This is a genomic window from Acidovorax sp. MR-S7, from assembly GCF_000400995.2.
Lineage (GTDB): Bacteria > Pseudomonadota > Gammaproteobacteria > Burkholderiales > Burkholderiaceae_C > MR-S7.
In genome coordinates this window covers 123,378-138,153 of record NZ_DF238999.1, presented here as the reverse complement: position 1 = coordinate 138,153, position 14,776 = coordinate 123,378, and the positions used below count along the sequence as shown (strand labels likewise).

Annotated in this window: 13 protein-coding genes and 6 tRNA genes; all 19 read left to right on the top strand. The window is 65.7% G+C overall.

Translation table 11 applies throughout. The features are described from left to right. Positions 1-7 precede the first annotated feature (7 nt). The 19 genes from AVS7_RS21680 (at position 8) to AVS7_RS21590 (ending at position 14,740) form a co-directional block, all read left to right on the top strand. Positions 8-83: transfer RNA gene (locus tag AVS7_RS21680), tRNA-Ala, on the top strand. Positions 84-103: 20 nt separating this feature from the next. Continuing rightward, positions 104-179 (top strand) — tRNA-Glu (locus AVS7_RS21675). Positions 180-225: 46 nt separating this feature from the next. Beyond that, positions 226-302 (top strand) — tRNA-Asp (locus tag AVS7_RS21670). 6 nt (positions 303-308) lie between these two features. After that, positions 309-384 (top strand) — tRNA-Ala (locus AVS7_RS21665). A 29-nt stretch (positions 385-413) separates the two neighbouring features. Further along, a tRNA-Glu gene (locus AVS7_RS21660) sits at positions 414-489 on the top strand. A gap of 46 nt (positions 490-535) precedes the next feature. Further along, positions 536-612 (top strand) — tRNA-Asp (locus AVS7_RS21655). Positions 613-1,505: 893 nt separating this feature from the next. Beyond that, the gene (locus tag AVS7_RS21650; protein ID WP_020230144.1) at positions 1,506-2,258 is read left to right on the top strand and encodes a hypothetical protein; all 753 of its coding nucleotides are present in this window, start codon (positions 1,506-1,508) and stop codon (positions 2,256-2,258) included. Between the two features lie 115 nt (positions 2,259-2,373). After that, on the top strand, positions 2,374-2,592 hold the full coding sequence (locus tag AVS7_RS21645; protein ID WP_020230143.1) for an AlpA family transcriptional regulator: 219 nt from the start codon (positions 2,374-2,376) through the stop codon (positions 2,590-2,592). A gap of 31 nt (positions 2,593-2,623) precedes the next feature. Beyond that, positions 2,624-3,499, top strand: coding sequence for a ParA family protein (locus AVS7_RS21640; RefSeq protein WP_020230142.1), 876 nt, complete (start codon positions 2,624-2,626; stop codon positions 3,497-3,499). After that, complete coding sequence (locus AVS7_RS21635; protein WP_024002065.1) at positions 3,483-3,731, top strand: hypothetical protein; 249 nt, start codon at positions 3,483-3,485, stop codon at positions 3,729-3,731. The genes AVS7_RS21640 and AVS7_RS21635 overlap by 17 nt, the downstream gene beginning before the upstream one ends. Continuing rightward, positions 3,724-5,379 (top strand): ParB family protein, encoded by a 1,656-nt coding sequence (locus tag AVS7_RS21630; RefSeq protein WP_020230140.1) that lies wholly within the window; start codon positions 3,724-3,726, stop codon positions 5,377-5,379. The genes AVS7_RS21635 and AVS7_RS21630 overlap by 8 nt, the downstream gene beginning before the upstream one ends. A 15-nt stretch (positions 5,380-5,394) precedes the next feature. Beyond that, positions 5,395-5,955, top strand: a complete 561-nt coding sequence (locus AVS7_RS21625; protein ID WP_020230139.1) for a DUF2857 domain-containing protein — start codon at positions 5,395-5,397, stop codon at positions 5,953-5,955. A 2-nt stretch (positions 5,956-5,957) separates the two neighbouring features. Further along, complete coding sequence (locus AVS7_RS21620; RefSeq protein ID WP_020230138.1) at positions 5,958-7,223, top strand: STY4528 family pathogenicity island replication protein; 1,266 nt, start codon at positions 5,958-5,960, stop codon at positions 7,221-7,223. Between the two features lie 315 nt (positions 7,224-7,538). Then, positions 7,539-8,318 carry a PFL_4669 family integrating conjugative element protein gene (locus tag AVS7_RS21615; protein ID WP_024002064.1) on the top strand — a complete coding sequence of 260 codons (780 nt, stop codon included), beginning with the start codon at positions 7,539-7,541 and terminating at the stop codon, positions 8,316-8,318. After that, the gene (locus tag AVS7_RS21610; protein ID WP_020230136.1) at positions 8,315-8,857 is read left to right on the top strand and encodes a DUF3158 family protein; all 543 of its coding nucleotides are present in this window, start codon (positions 8,315-8,317) and stop codon (positions 8,855-8,857) included. Before AVS7_RS21615 ends, AVS7_RS21610 begins: the two co-directional genes overlap by 4 nt. Then, entirely contained in the window at positions 8,854-9,807 is a 954-nt protein-coding gene (locus tag AVS7_RS21605) for a site-specific DNA-methyltransferase (RefSeq protein ID WP_020230135.1), read from the top strand. Before AVS7_RS21610 ends, AVS7_RS21605 begins: the two co-directional genes overlap by 4 nt. A 45-nt stretch (positions 9,808-9,852) precedes the next feature. Further along, complete coding sequence (locus AVS7_RS21600) at positions 9,853-10,305, top strand: single-stranded DNA-binding protein (RefSeq protein ID WP_020230134.1); 453 nt, start codon at positions 9,853-9,855, stop codon at positions 10,303-10,305. Between the two features lie 272 nt (positions 10,306-10,577). Beyond that, entirely contained in the window at positions 10,578-12,590 is a 2,013-nt protein-coding gene (locus AVS7_RS21595) for a DNA topoisomerase III (RefSeq protein WP_034691397.1), read from the top strand. 539 nt (positions 12,591-13,129) lie between these two features. Then, complete coding sequence (locus AVS7_RS21590) at positions 13,130-14,740, top strand: DNA cytosine methyltransferase (protein ID WP_020230132.1); 1,611 nt, start codon at positions 13,130-13,132, stop codon at positions 14,738-14,740. Positions 14,741-14,776: the final 36 nt, after the last annotated feature.

Below are 14,776 nucleotides of genomic sequence, written 5' to 3'. Positions count from 1 at the left end.
AATCAACGGGGGTATAGCTCAGCTGGGAGAGCGCTTGCATGGCATGCAAGAGGTCAGCGGTTCGATCCCGCTTACCTCCACCACCTGAAACAATCTAGGTTTTGACCCTATCGTCTAGAGGCCTAGGACATCACCCTTTCACGGTGAGTACCGGGGTTCGAATCCCCGTAGGGTCGCCAAGTTTTGTGGCACTTGGCTCCGCAAGGAGCAAAAGTCACACCACGCGGAGTGGTAGTTCAGTTGGTTAGAATACCGGCCTGTCACGCCGGGGGTCGCGGGTTCGAGTCCCGTCCACTCCGCCACCTCTTGGGGGTATAGCTCAGCTGGGAGAGCGCTTGCATGGCATGCAAGAGGTCAGCGGTTCGATCCCGCTTACCTCCACCAAGATTGTCGGTTTGCAGTTTCTAGGTTTTGACCCTATCGTCTAGAGGCCTAGGACATCACCCTTTCACGGTGAGTACCGGGGTTCGAATCCCCGTAGGGTCGCCAAGTTTTGTGGCACTTGGCTCCGCAAGGAGCAAAAGTCACACCACGCGGAGTGGTAGTTCAGTTGGTTAGAATACCGGCCTGTCACGCCGGGGGTCGCGGGTTCGAGTCCCGTCCACTCCGCCATAAACAAAAGCCTAAGTAGTTGATCTACTTAGGCTTTTTTCTTTTCTGCGCCTGCGTCGGCGCGTCCTATAGCCAATTTATAGCCAATGGATGGGTGGCTCTGGCCCCCACATTCATCGCTAAGTCAGTTGCAAGTGCTGACAAAACAGCCGTCGATGCGCCTCCTAACGCAAGGTTGAAGGGCAACCCGGAGAGACCGGCGGCTGGCATCCTCGAGACCACACAGGGCTGCGCAGCGCAGCGCGCGAAAACCGGGGACTGCGAAGGACAGCGCTATGCGCCCGTCAGGCAGGCAGCAGAGCCCATCTGTGTCTCGCTGTCTCACGAGGCACATCAGAAGCGGAACTTCGGCACTGACTTCTTGCTGCACGCGATACAAAACGCACATGCAGTAACGCCTTTGCGGGGAGAGGGCTGGCTTCGCTAACCGATCGCAGGTGCGAAGCGCCATTCTTTTTCAATCTGACGAAAGACCTGCGCGGTCTGAGGCATGGAGCCGCGATAGGCTGCTGGCTTGGTCGCGTCCGCGTGCCGTAGCAAGCGCCAGATGATCTGGTGTCAGACCTTAACGGTCTAACGACACGCTGCGTCATCTACTACGCATGGTTCAGACAAGTTTCGTCTTTCCCCGATGCAGGAACCATCGGACAACTTTATCGACCGAGCTTTCCTGTTACCCACAGGATAGATCTCGCAGCTTAGCGCAGTTCGAGAGCTTGGTGTTGGTGGTCATGAGCCAGAGAGTCGCGCGCGGGTGTCCTGGAGAGGTGACCACAGGTGAGTTCTCCACCATTTGCGATCCACCCCGATCGCATTGCCCCCCTTGCGGTGCGGCCCTAGCGCGATTCCAGCCGAAGCCCCCAAAAGACTTGAACCGCTCAAGGAGGTTGCTCATGCAGGAGTTGCACTCGCCCGGCTTACGGGCCCGCGTTTTCTACAGTCCGCTGGAAGCGGCCATCGCCTGGGCAGGGCTCATGGCAGTCGAGGGGCAGATCCTCGCTGTGGCCCGAGGCACGAACAGACTGCCAGCGGATGCCGATGTGTCGCAGTGGCCGCAGCTGAGGCTTTGCACTGACCGCATTTTCGACGCGTTGGTGCATTTCGAGCTGCCTTTCGGCAAGGCGGGTATGACCAGCAATGACCCAGGACTGCTGGATGACCCTGGGCTCACCATTCGCCACGTCGATCTCAAGGTCTGGATGAACCACTTCTATCCCGACCAACGGCCGTCCTTTCTGTTCGATGCCTTCGAGCGGCACCTCCATCCGGCCATCAGCGTCGACGCGGTGCAGGCCCTTCTCATGGACAGGGAGGCGCTGAAGGTGCAGCTGTCTGATCGCATACAAGCCTGGGACGCCCTCTACGAGCAGTTTCAGACGCTGTCGCAGGAGCATCAGGCCAGGCGTGCTCAGGAGAAGCAGGCAGGGATACCCGGCCCTCGCAGCGAAACCACCTATCTGAACATCGTTGGCGGACTGCTGACGCTGTTGCTGGGCAAATCGCCCAGCGGTGTTCCGTACTCCTCCTTCGAGACCCTGGAGGCGGTCGTCACAGCCTTGGTGGCGCACTACGGGGAGAAGCCGGGCATCAGCGAGCGCACGTTGTGGGCCAAGTTGTCGGCGGCCAAGCGACACCTGGCCTCATGAAGGTTCCCTGCAATTGCAGACGCGCGCTCTGCCGTTGCGGTGACGCGAGGCAGTTCGGGCTATTGAATGGGCAGCACTTCCACAGAGCGACCCCTTGGGTCAAGGAGTGCCCAGTATGTCTTTTCAGGCCCAAAGCCCGGCAGTACCGGTCGAGCATCGCATCCTGCGCCGCGCTGAAGTCGAAGCCAAGACCGGCTTCAAGCGTGCGCACATCTACAACCTGATGAAGGAGGGCAAGTTTCCCAAGGCTATGCGTCTTGGGGTGCGTGCCGTTGGTTGGGATTCCGTCGAGATCGAGCAGTGGATCACCGATCGCCGCAATGAGCGGCGCTGATGGTTTTTTCCACTGATTGCGGAGAAACGCCATGCAGGTTGTATCCATCATCTCGACCAAGGGCGGCGTCGGCAAGACCACCACGGCCGCCAACCTGGGCGGGCTCGCCGCCGATGCGGGGCTGCGCGTGCTGCTGCTCGATCTCGACGTGCAGCCCACCTTGTCCTCGTACTACGAGCTGGCCCACCGCGCGCCTGGCGGCATCTATGAATTGCTGGCCTTCAACGAGCGCGACCTCGGCCAGCTCGTGTCCCGCACGATCATTACGGGCCTGGACCTGGTGCTGTCCAACGACCACCGGGGCGAGTTGAACACTTTGCTGCTGCACGCGCCGGATGGGCGACTGCGGCTGCGGCACCTGCTGCCGGCACTGGCTCCCCTCTACGACCTGGTGCTGATCGACACCCAGGGGGCACGTTCGGTGACGCTGGAGATGGCGGTGCTCGCCTCCGATATCGCGCTGTCACCCGTGACCCCGGAAATCCTCGCCGCCCGCGAGCTGCGGCGCGGCACCATGCAATTGCTGGAGGACATCGCGCCGTACCGCCACCTCGGCATCGAGCCGCCACCGCTGCATCTGCTCATCAACCGCGTCCACCCGGTGTCGGCGAACGCCCGGCTGATCCAGCAGGCCTTGCGCGACCTGTTCCAAGACCACGCCGGCATCCGCGTGCTGGCCACCGACGTGCCGGCCATCGAAGCCTATCCACGCGCCGCGACGCGCGGTTTGCCGGTCCATCGGGTCGAATACCGCCAGCCGCCGGGCAGAGTCGCCCCCGCCGCGCTCGACACCATGCGCGGCCTCGCTGGCGAACTATTCCCGCAATGGCAGCACCGATTTGCCACGGTGTCCGGCCGCCCGCCATTCGCTCTTGATACCGGGAGGTCCCATGGCGAACGCACATGAACTGGCCCGAGGTCACAAGCGGTTGCGCGCTCTGATCGAGTTCGCCGTCGGCGAGGGCTGGCACGTCAAGCGCACACCGGGCGGCCACCTCAAATTCACCAAGGCCGGCTGCGCCGCGATCTACACCAGTTCGACCGCCAGCGACCACCGGGCGGCCCTCAATGCCCGGGCGCAGATCCGCCGCGCCGAGCGCGAGGCCCGGTCCGAAGCGCAGGGAGGCCGCCATGGCTGAGATGACCTCCCAGCAGATGGCCGGCAAGCTGCTCGCGGCCGGGTTCGAGCGCAGCGGCCCGTCCACCTCGGCCTTGAGCGACCCCATCGCCGACACGCCCATGGTCGTGACCCTGGACCAGTTGCGTCCCTACGACCACGATCCCAGGAAGAAGCGCAACCCGGCCTACGAGGACATCAAAGCGTCCATCCGGGAGCGCGGCCTTGACGCGGCGCCGGCGATCACCCGGCGCCCGGGCGAGGACCACTACATCATCCGCAACGGCGGCAACACACGCCTGGCGATCCTGCGCGAACTGTGGTCGGAGACCAAGGACGAGCGGTTCTTCCGCATATCGTGCCTCTTCCGGCCGTGGCCCAGCCGGGGCGAAGTCGTCATGCTGACCGGCCACCTGGCCGAGAACGAATTGCGCGGCGGCCTCACCTTCATCGAGCGCGCCCTCGGCGTCGAGAAGGCGCGCGAGTTCTACGAGCAGGAAAGCGGCGCCGCGCTGAGCCAGTCCGAGCTGGCCCGCCGCCTCGCCGCCGATGGTTTCCCGGTTCAGCAGTCGCACATCAGCCGCATGAACGACGCGGTGCGCTACCTCCTGCCGGCGATCCCGACCGTGCTCTACGGCGGGCTCGGCCGCCACCAGGTCGAACGTCTGTCGGTCATGCGCAAAGCCTGCCTGCTCGCGTGGGAGCGCTACGTCAAGGGCCGCCCACTGGTCCAGGACTTCGTCGAGTTCTTCCAGGAAGTTTTGTCGCAGTTCGATGTGCAGGCCGAGGAGTTCTCCGCGCAGCGCGTGCAGGACGAGCTGATCGGTCAGATGGCCGAGCTGCTGGGCGTCGATTACGACGTTCTGGCGCTGGACATGACGGAATCCGAGAGCCGCCAGCGCGCTCTGGTCAGCGATCCGACGCCACTCTCGACACCGCCCGCCTTGCCGGAGCCGGGGGCTATCGCGCGCCCACCTGCCAACGCCGCGCCGCCCATCTCAGGGCCTGCACCGGCAGCGCAGCCTGCAGGCCCTGCGTCTCCCACCTCAACGCGCGAGAGCGACGCGGATACCGACGAGGCGGGCACGGCCAATCCGGCAGCGGACGGCCACCTGCTTCAGGAGCACATCGTCTCGCCGGCGCCGACGACCGAACGGCTCCAGTCCATCCAGCGCATGGTCGCCGACCAGTTGGGCGATGCGCTGCCGCCTGACTTCTCGGCGAACGTCCTGCAGTCCATCCCCGTGCAGGCCGGCGGGCTCTATCCGATCTCCGATGTCTGGTACATCGACGCGAGCCTGGACACGCCCGAGCGCCTGCGCATCCATGTCGCGCAGTTCGCCCGCGAGATCGCGGGCGAGGCCCGCCTGGACGAGTGCATCGATGATCGTCCAGACGGCATCGGTTTCGCCTGCCGTGCCTACGCCCAGAACCCGGGGCCTCTGGGCCGTGCCGTCCTGGCGCTGCTGGCATGCCTGGCCGGGCAGCAGCCTCCCGACGTCGGCCTGGACAGCGGGCAAGTCGTGATCGACCTGCCGGCGCTGCTGCACGGCCAGGGCGATGCAATCCAGCGGTTAAGCGACACCGCGCTGGTCAAGCTGTTCCGGCTGCTGCGGCTCGCCCGCCGTCTGCTAGACCTGGAAACCGGCGCCGCGGATGCCGGATCTTGAGCACGGGAGACCAGTGTGTCCGCACCACATCCACTCAACCAGGCCGTCATCGCCCAGGCCCTTTATGACCTGCGCAATGGGCAACTGCGCCGCTGCAAGCTGATGGGGTTCGGCGAGGAGGAACTGGACGCCCTCAAGCATCCCGCGCTGATCAGCATACTGGCCAACGCCAACGTCTCGTGGTGCTCCGTGACGGTCAACCGCGAAGTGCTCCGGCGTCTGCTCGGGCAGGCGCAGGATGTGGAGAAGGAAATAGCCACGGTTGATCGCATGCTCAGGCTGGGAGCGAGCACCGAAATGGTGAGCCGCATCTACGGCCTGACCCACCAGGAAGTGGCGCTTCGCCGTGAAATCCTCGGTCTGCCCAAGCGCAAGGGTCGCCATCCCGTGCTGGACGAGAAGCAGGACACGGAGCTGTGGCGGCAATGGAAGGCCGTGACCAGCAGCAGGAACGTCGATCTCGAAGACGAAACCTCCATCCTCGATGCCGCCATGGACTTGGCCGAAGGCATGTCGCTGCCGCTGTCGGTGGTCTGGGCCTCGATCAAGAGCTGGGTGGATCAGGGATTGAGTTGACCATGGCCGTGGACGACACCGCACCACGTCGTGGCCCCATCGCACTCGCAGACCTGTTCGACGCAGCGCTGAAAGACCTGGTGCCCAAGCCCAACGCCGACGCGCCCCCGCCCACACCCACGTCCACGCCTGTCGCCATGCCCACGGCCCCGGCGTCTGGCGATGCCTTCCTGTTCAGCGGCAATCGGCACGAGACCGTACCACGGCGGCTGTTCCTCGACCGTCGCCTGACGCCGTTGGAGCGCAACGCCTGGCAGGTCTTCCGGCTGATGCTCAACGACGATGGCGTGACGGCGTTCCCGACGTATGAACAGCTTCGGCACTGGCTGGCGTCGATGCCCTGCGCCGGGCAGGCCTCGCACGAAACCGTGGCGCGAGCCCTGACGCTGCTGCGCCTCACCCGATGGTTGAGCCTGGTGCGGCGCCGCCGCGACCCCAAGACCGGCCGCATCCTCGGCAACCTCTATGTCCTGCACGACGAGCCGCTGACGCCCTTTGAAGCGATGCAGCTCGACGCCGATTACCTGGCGCTGGTCAGCCAGTCCCTCGGCCACTCGGCCAAGGCCGTGCAGATGGTCGGCCTGAACACGCTCAAGGAAATCGCGGAAGACCCGCTGCTGTCCGGCCGCACGCTGCCGTCACGGCTGCAGATCCTGGCCGAACGCCTCGCCAGCCAAGGCATCACGGCGACCGAAAGTTGTCCACAAGGGGACACCGCTCACGAATCCGAAGAAGGGGCGACAAGCCTTCTTCGGAATCCTGACGACCCCACTTCGGAATCCGAAGCAGGGCGGAAACCCGCGCCAGACGCCTCTCTTCGGAATCCGAAGCAGGCCCGTACAGTACGTAGTAGTCGTATGAATGAAGTACGTACTACCGCGCAGGCACAGGCGCAGGCGCGCGCGCTGGGCGACCTCCAATGGCCCAAGCGCTTCGCGGAACTGAAGGCAGAGCAGCAGACAGGTGCGCGGGTGGCATTGCAGCAGGTCGATGCAGCGCTGAGGCAGGCCGTGCTGGACGAATGGGCCACGCGATGCAGCAGTCACGGCATCCGCAATCCAGCGGGGTATCTGTTCGGCATCATCCAGCGGGCCATCCATGGCGAATTCAACGCCTGGGCCAAGAAAGACGCGCCATCAACACCCGTTCCGCCCAATGAGCAGCCACCACCAGCAGCGCCACCATCCCAGCCGCAGGGCAAGCCTGTGCCGCCAGAAGTCGCCAGGCAGCACATCGAGCGGCTGCGCAAGCTGCTCGCCCGCAAGTGAGCGGGCCTGCAAGGCGGTGAAGTGGATGCCGGTGGCTTCCAGTAGAGCTATCCCCTGGGGATAGTTCCACTGACGGCTACGCCGTCGAGCCGCTGCACGCCAAGCACAGATCGCCTGCCGCGTGATCGGCCTTGTCCGCGCTGGCCCGGGCGTGCAATGTTCCTTGGCGCTCCATGGAGCTATCCCCAGGGGATAGCTCGCGCCGCATGCACCCGCCGCGCCTTGAACCGGGGACGGGCGGGTTTCGGTTTGTTGACTGACTGCCTTCCGCTGCTTGCGGATGCTGGCCGCTCTTTCCAACAACGAGCGGGCACCATGGCAACCAACGAACCACTGCAACTGAATCTCGGCTCCTTGCGCAGCGCGATGTCGCTGACGCTGCACACGCACCACGCCTCGCGCATCTGGCACGGCCGCGCCGCCGCCGAGGGGCGACCGGGCATCGTCGGTCTGAACGGCTACATCGCCGTCATGAACAAGATGAAGCGCGGCTCCGAACAGGATGACCCGTATTCGGACTGGTGGATGCTGCGCATCGAGGACAAGCTCGACCAGACCAAGGCCACGCTGCAATCGCTGCGCGAACAGGTCGACCAGGCACTGGCCGGCGTCCCCGCCGCACTGAGCCTGGGCGAGAACCTGAATGTCCAGCCCGTCAAGCTGCCCCTGTTCGTGAACGCTCAACTGGGCTTCGCCGCCGTCTATCTCCTGGCCGACTATGACGACATTGCCCGCAAGCTGATCTTGGCCCATCACACCGCGCTCATCGACCGCAGCACTTTGGAGCGTTGGCTCAACGACGGGGCGCACGCGCTGCGCAGCCTGTTCAGCCTGGCACAGCAGTACCGCTATTCAGGATGCACGCGCGATGACTTTGCCTCGAAGAACGCCGCAGCGCGGGCGGCGCTGGAGAAGTTTGGTGAACTGCCGCAGGAGGTGCTGGAAGGCACGCGCCGTTCGAGTTTCGCGCCGCCGATCGTGCGCCGCGGCCTGCAGCAGCGCAGTGACGATCCTGCCGCGGTCGCATCCCCCAGCGACGAGGCCCCCAGCACCGAAGCCCCCGAAGCGCGGGCCGACGAGGACGCGCAGGCATGAGCGACCCGAACTGCGACACCCGCTACTTCCGTTCCCTGCAACAGACAGCCTTCATGAAGCTGGAACAGGCCGCCTCTCTAAAAGGCCTTTTGAAGCCTTTTAAGGGTAAGGGGGACTTGGAGGTCTGGGCCAGCCAGTGTTTCGGCATGCGCGACGAGTTGATTGGCTTGGCGCAGCGTCAGGTGCTGCCACAGGCCGTTGGGCATCCCTTCCACCTGCTGCCCATCGAACTGGCCCAGCAGACCACTGGCGCAGGCACGGCGTTTCTTCGCTGGCGCAAGCATGACCGCTCGGCCATGGGCGTCGCCTTGTGGCAAGAGCTGATGGCGAGCACCAGCACGCCGGTCAACCTGCTGGCCGACCTGCATGCGATCGAGCTTCAGCGCATCACGTTGAACATGCAGATCAGCCTGTTGCACACCTTGGGCAGGCAGGCCCAGGAATGCGCCATCAAGGCGGCCGAAGCGGAGGACGCCTACCTGCGCCGGATGGCCCAGATGGCGAGCCGGCGCTCGCCGGGGAAGGACGCATCGCCATGATGCCGGCATCCATGCGCCGCTGGCTCGACAAGACCCACGCCGGCGACTGCCAGGCGCTTCTCCAGCGCATGCACTCGGATGGCGTTCGGGTGCAGACCTGCATCACCAGTCCGCCGTATTTCGGGCTGCGCGCCTACCTGCCTGCGGACCATCCCGACAAGCACCTGGAGATCGGCGCGCAAGGCACGCCGGAACAGTACATCGAGCGGCTGGTTCACGTGTTCCGCGCCGTGCGCGATGTGCTGGCCGACAACGGCACGCTGTGGATCGTGATCGGCGACAGCTATGCGGCCCGCCGCACCTACCAGGCCGCCAGCACCAAGGGCGGCGCCAAGCATGGCGCCGCGCAGGCCGCCGTCGGCGCCATCTGGCCGGGGGGCGACGTGAAGGCCAAGGACTTGCTGGGCATCCCGTGGATGCTCGCATTCGCGCTGCGCCGCGATGGCTGGTATCTGCGCCAGGACCTGATCTGGCACAAGCCCAACACCATGCCCGAGAGCGTGGCCGACCGCTGCACCCGCTCGCACGAGCACATCCTTTTGCTGTCGAAGCGCTCGCGCTACTACTTCGACCACGCCGCCATCCGCGAGCCCTCGGTCGATCCACGGGGGCCCGGCAATGTCCGGCCTGTACGCCAGCCACCGGGCGAGCGCATCACCAGCGCCAATGCCAACCTGCGCGGCAGCCTCCACAAGATCGGCGTCCGCACCATGCGCAACAAGCGCGATGTTTGGACCGTGGGCACCCGTCCCTTCAAGGGCAGCCACTTCGCGGTGTTTCCCGAACGTCTGATCGTCCCTTGCGTCCTGGCGGGCTCGCGCCTCGGCGACACGGTGCTCGACCCCTTCATCGGCAGCGGCACCACCGGAGCCGTCGCCTTGCGGCTTCAGCGGCATTTCATCGGCTGCGAACTGGTTCGGTCGTTCATCGACCAGCAGCACCTGCATTGACGGCCGTCGACGCAGGTTTTCACCCACCCCAAAGGAGATTGCACCATGAGCACACACTTCATCGGCGAAGGCAATATCGGCTCGCTTCCGGAGTACCGGGAGTTCCCGAGCGGCAACGACGAGCCCAGCCGCCTGCTCCGCCTGAACGTCTATTTCGACAATCCCATTCCCAAGAAGGATGGCACCTTCGAGGATCGCGGCGGCTTCTGGGCCCCCGTCGAAATCTGGCACAAGGACACGGAGCGCTGGCAGAGCCTGTATCAAAAGGGCATGCGCGTACTGGTCGTCGGCCGGATGGAACGCGAACCCTGGACGGACAACGAGGATCAGCCGCGCGAGACCTGGCAGATCAACGCGCGCAGCGTCGGCATCCTCCCTTTCCGCATCGAGTCCGTGACCCTCAGTCCCAGGCAGCAGGAGGCCGCGCAGGACACGCAGCCGAAACCCCAGGCCGCCCAGGAACCGACCGCGCCGAAGGAGCCCAAGCGCAGGAAGTGACCCGGCATGGGGCGGCGGCAGTCGTCCGTCGCCCCCAATGCCCTCGCGAGCTATCCCCAGGGGATAGCTCCACCAACGTCCGCTGGCTTCCATGCGCTCCCAAAAATCGCGGCTCCCGACCCGCACACCCCGGCCGCACGCCACTCCCGCCCCGCCATTCCATCCCGTGAAAGCGGTCGCCGCCGCGTGCAGCTTGTTTGCTGCTGGTGCGTGCCATGCCCGACATCCTGCTCAGGAACCTGATGAGCAACGAGATGTGGATGGACGAACATATGCGGCTGTTCTTGTGCGAGAAGCCCTCCCAGGGCAAAGACATTGGCCGGATTCTCGGCGCGACGCAGCGCAGTGAAGGCTGTCTCAGCGGCTCCGGCGTCACCGTCACTTGGTGTATCGGCCATCTCGTAGAAGCGGCAGCGCCCGAGGTCTATGACGCGGCGCTCAAGCGCTGGTCGCTGGAGCAGTTGCCCATCGTTCCACAGCAGTGGCAGGTCGAGGTCAAACCCAAGACCGCCACGCAATTCAAGGTCGTCAAGGCGTTGCTGGCGAAGGCGTCCCATCTTGTGATCGCCACCGATGCAGACCGCGAAGGCGAGCTGATCGCCCGCGAAATCATCGAACTCTGTGGCTACCGCGGCCCCATCGAGCGGCTATGGCTGTCGGCGCTCAACGATGCGTCGATCCGCACCGCGCTCGGCAAGCTGCGGCCGTCCTCCGACACGCTGCCGATGTACTACTCGGCCCTAGCGCGCTCGCGCGCCGACTGGCTGGTGGGCATGAACCTCAGCCGGTTGTTCACCGTGCTGGGCCGGCAGGCCGGCTACGAGGGCGTGCTGTCCGTCGGCCGCGTCCAGACGCCGACCCTGAAGCTCGTCGTGGACCGCGACCGCGAGATCGCGGCCTTCAAGTCGGTGCCGTTCTGGGCCATCGACGTGTCCCTGTCCGCGGGCGGTCAGGCTTTCAGCGCGCAGTGGGTTCCGCCAGATGGCTGCACCGACGATGCCGGCCGCTGCCTGCAGCAGCCAGTCGCCCAGCAGGCCGCGCAGCAGATCCGCGCTGCGGGCAGCGCCCAGGTCGTATTGGTCGAGACCGAGCGCGTGCGCGAAGGTCCGCCGCTGCTGTTCGACCTGGGAACGCTTCAGGAGGTTTGTTCCAAGCAGCTTGGGCTGGACGTGCAGGAGACCCTGGAGATTGCCCAGGCCCTGTACGAAACGCACAAGGCCACGACGTACCCGCGTTCGGATTCCGGCTACCTTCCCGAAAGCATGTTCGCGGAAGTGCCGACTGTCCTGGACAGCTTGCTCAAGACCGATCCCTCGCTGCGCCCCATCATGGGCAAGCTCGACCGCTCGCAGCGCTCGCGCGCCTGGAACGATGGCAAGGTTACTGCCCACCACGGCATCATCCCTACGCTCGAACCGGCGAACCTCTCTGCGATGAGCGAGAAGGAACTGGCGGTGTACCGGCTGATCCGGGCGCACTACCTCGCGCAGTTCCTTCCTCACCACGAGTTCGACCGCACTGTCGCCGAGCTGTCCTGCGGCCAGCAGAAGCTGGCGGCCACCGGAAAGCAGGTGGCCGCCCAGGGTTGGCGCCTGGTGCTGGCCGAGCCGCAAGCGGACGAGGACGGGGAAGCCGCGGCGCGCAGCCAGGTGCTCCCCGCGCTGCGCGAGGGCATGGCATGCCAAGTGGCCGAGGCCGAGATCAAGGCGCTCAAGACGATGCCGCCCAAGCCTTACACGCAGGGCGAACTGGTCAAGTCGATGAAAGGCGTTGCGCGCTTCGTGACCGACCCGCGCTTGAAACAGAAGTTGAAGGACACGACAGGCATCGGCACCGAAGCCACGCGCGCCAACATCATCACCGGCCTGCTGACGCGGGGCTATCTCGTGAAGAAAGGACGCTCCATTCGCGCATCGGATGCGGCGTTCACGCTGATCGACGCCGTGCCCGCGGCGATTGCCGACCCCGGAACCACCGCCGTGTGGGAGCAGGCGCTCGACATGATCGAGGCCGGACAGCTTACGCTGGACACCTTCATCGGCAAGCAGGCCGCCTGGATTTCGCAACTGATCGCGCAGTACGGCAGCACCTCGCTGTCCATCAATGTTCCCCAGGGTCCCGCTTGCCCGCAGTGCGGCGCACCCACGCGCCAGCGCACCGGCAAGAGCGGCCCCTTCTGGTCGTGCAGTCGCTACCCCGACTGCAAAGGCACGCTGCCGGTCGAAACTGGCACGTCCAAGCGCGGTGCCTCGCGCCCGCGCAGTAGCGGCCGCAAGGGCTCCTGACCGACCCCGCTCCCCGAGAGCCGTGCCCGCCATCGGCGGCGTGGCCCATGTCCCGCACGCCCTGCGGGATGCCCAGCGCGCAACGCCTTCTCTTGTCCGTGTGCGCGTCCCGCCCGGCCGCCCCCGGCCGCGGGGCCTGAAGGTAGCTTCTCCGCGAACCGTGTCCGGGGTTTCCCGGCGCGTTCTGCTGATCTGCATTTTTCCGCCTCTGCGAAGGGTCCCCCGATGGCTTGCCAGGTTGCGAGCCACCCGGAGACCCTTCGTGGTCAGCGGTATTCGATGCCGTGCCCAACGGCGAAAAACTGGGCTCCTTTTGTGCGCGGATGTGCGCCAGAAGATGCCGGCGCCAACCACGATATGCGCCGGGTGCGATTGCTTGATGAGCAGCCGGTTCTAGCGACGACCGGGCCTGCCAATCAGCCCACGGGTGGTTCCGTCCTCCCGAGCCGGAGGCCGCAAGGCCTTCGGCGCCTTTCTCCTGCCGATCAACGTCCCGGCCCGGCCGCACGGTTCAGGGCCACACGAACAGGAGACCCGCCATGAACCCGCAACCTCGCACCCCACGCGGTGCGCCCCTGGCCGCGCCGCTGCTTTACGGCAGCGTGTGCAGCGGCATCGAGGCCGTGAGCCTCGCCTGGCAACCCCTCGGCCTTGAAGCCGCGTGGTTCGCCGAGATCGAGCCGTTCCCGAGCGCCGTGCTCGCCCACCATTACCCCCACGTGCCCAACCTGGGCGACATGACCGCGATCGCCCGCCAAGTGCGCGCCGGCACCGTGCCGGCGCCCGACATCCTCGTCGGCGGCACGCCGTGCCAGTCGTTCAGCGTGGCCGGCGCGCGTCGCGGACTGGGCGACCCACGCGGCGCCTTGACCCTTGCTTATGTGGAGTTAGCCGATGCCATCGATCAAACCCGTCGCCAAGACCGCCGCCCGCCTGCCACGCTCGTCTGGGAAAACGTCCCGGGCATTCTCAGCGACCGGAGCAATGCCTTTGGCCACTTTCTGGGTTCATTGGCCGGAGAAAGCCGTGCGCTCCAGCCGCCAGGGGATCGGTGGGCGCACGCTGGTTGTGTGTCTGGACCCCGCCGGCGCATCGCCTGGCGCGTGCTCGACGCTCAATATTTCGGCGTCGCCCAACGCCGCAAGCGCGTGTTTCTTGTGGCAAGTGGTGGAGATGACCTCGATCCCGCAGAAGTACTTTTTGAGCGCGCGGGCCTGCTCGGGGATTCTTCGCCGGGCTGCTCGCCGTGGCAAGACGCTTCCCGCACTGCTGGACATGGCACTGCAGCAGCAGGCGGCTACGCCGGACTGAAGCAGCCCTATGGCAAGGTCACCATGACGTTCGGGTTCGGCGGTGGCAACACCGCAGGTCCCGTGGATGTCGCCGCCTGCCTGATCGCCGCGCCCGGCCCGAAGAACGACTTCGAGGTCGAAACCTTCCTCGCGCAGTCCTTCGTAGGCCATATCAGCCACACGCTCAGCACCGCCAATGGAGGCAAGGGCAGCAGCGAAGACGGCACCGGCAAGGGTGTTCCGATCATCGCCTTCACCGCCCAGGGCAGCGGCGCTGATGCGATGGAGAACCAAGCACCGACGCTGCGCGCTGGTGGACACCGCAACAGCCACGCGAATGCGGGTGTGGTGCCCGCCGTCGCTTTCGCACAAAACTCCCGTGGCGAACTGCGGCTGGAATCGGGTCACGGCCAACTTTCCGGGACCCTCTCCACGGGCGGCGGCAAGCCAGGCCAAGGCCGGCCCATGGTGCTCGGCGTCGCACTGCGTGGACGCGACGAAGGGCTGGCCTTCGAGTTGGGTGGCGGTGTGGCAGCTGCGTTACGCACCTGCGGCGGCGGGGCGGACAAGCCCCACGTGCTTGCCCCTGGCTTCGAGGGACATTTCCGCTACGACTGGAATAACCCGGGCCCCGGCGACTGGGCGCAGTGGCGCGTGCGGCGGCTGATGCCCGTGGAATGCGAGCGCCTGCAAGGCATGCCGGACGACTACACGCTGATCCCGTACCGCGGCAAGCCTGCGGCGGACGCTCCGCGCTACAAGGCCCTCGGCAATTCGATGGCCGTCCCGTGCGTGGCCTGGGTGGGCCGGCGTCTGTTGCAGTGCCTGCACAAGACGGCCGCCGCCGATCCGGATTGATCCACGACTCCAGCGGTGGCCGACGCCATCCTTTCC

Bases quoted from the DNA above. Each gene is read 5' to 3' on its own strand.
- AVS7_RS21620 (WP_020230138.1), top strand. From the start codon at position 5,958: ATGGCCGTGGACGACACCGCACCACGTCGTGGCCCCATCGCACTCGCA.
- AVS7_RS21605 (WP_020230135.1), top strand. From the start codon at position 8,854: ATGATGCCGGCATCCATGCGCCGCTGGCTCGACAAGACCCACGCCGGC.
- AVS7_RS21645 (WP_020230143.1), top strand. From the start codon at position 2,374: ATGTCTTTTCAGGCCCAAAGCCCGGCAGTACCGGTCGAGCATCGCATC.
- AVS7_RS21630 (WP_020230140.1), top strand. From the start codon at position 3,724: ATGGCTGAGATGACCTCCCAGCAGATGGCCGGCAAGCTGCTCGCGGCC.
- AVS7_RS21615 (WP_024002064.1), top strand. From the start codon at position 7,539: ATGGCAACCAACGAACCACTGCAACTGAATCTCGGCTCCTTGCGCAGC.
- AVS7_RS21600 (WP_020230134.1), top strand. From the start codon at position 9,853: ATGAGCACACACTTCATCGGCGAAGGCAATATCGGCTCGCTTCCGGAG.
- AVS7_RS21590 (WP_020230132.1), top strand. From the start codon at position 13,130: ATGAACCCGCAACCTCGCACCCCACGCGGTGCGCCCCTGGCCGCGCCG.
- AVS7_RS21650 (WP_020230144.1), top strand. From the start codon at position 1,506: ATGCAGGAGTTGCACTCGCCCGGCTTACGGGCCCGCGTTTTCTACAGT.
- AVS7_RS21595 (WP_034691397.1), top strand. From the start codon at position 10,578: ATGCGGCTGTTCTTGTGCGAGAAGCCCTCCCAGGGCAAAGACATTGGC.
- AVS7_RS21635 (WP_024002065.1), top strand. From the start codon at position 3,483: ATGGCGAACGCACATGAACTGGCCCGAGGTCACAAGCGGTTGCGCGCT.
- AVS7_RS21610 (WP_020230136.1), top strand. From the start codon at position 8,315: ATGAGCGACCCGAACTGCGACACCCGCTACTTCCGTTCCCTGCAACAG.
- AVS7_RS21640 (WP_020230142.1), top strand. From the start codon at position 2,624: ATGCAGGTTGTATCCATCATCTCGACCAAGGGCGGCGTCGGCAAGACC.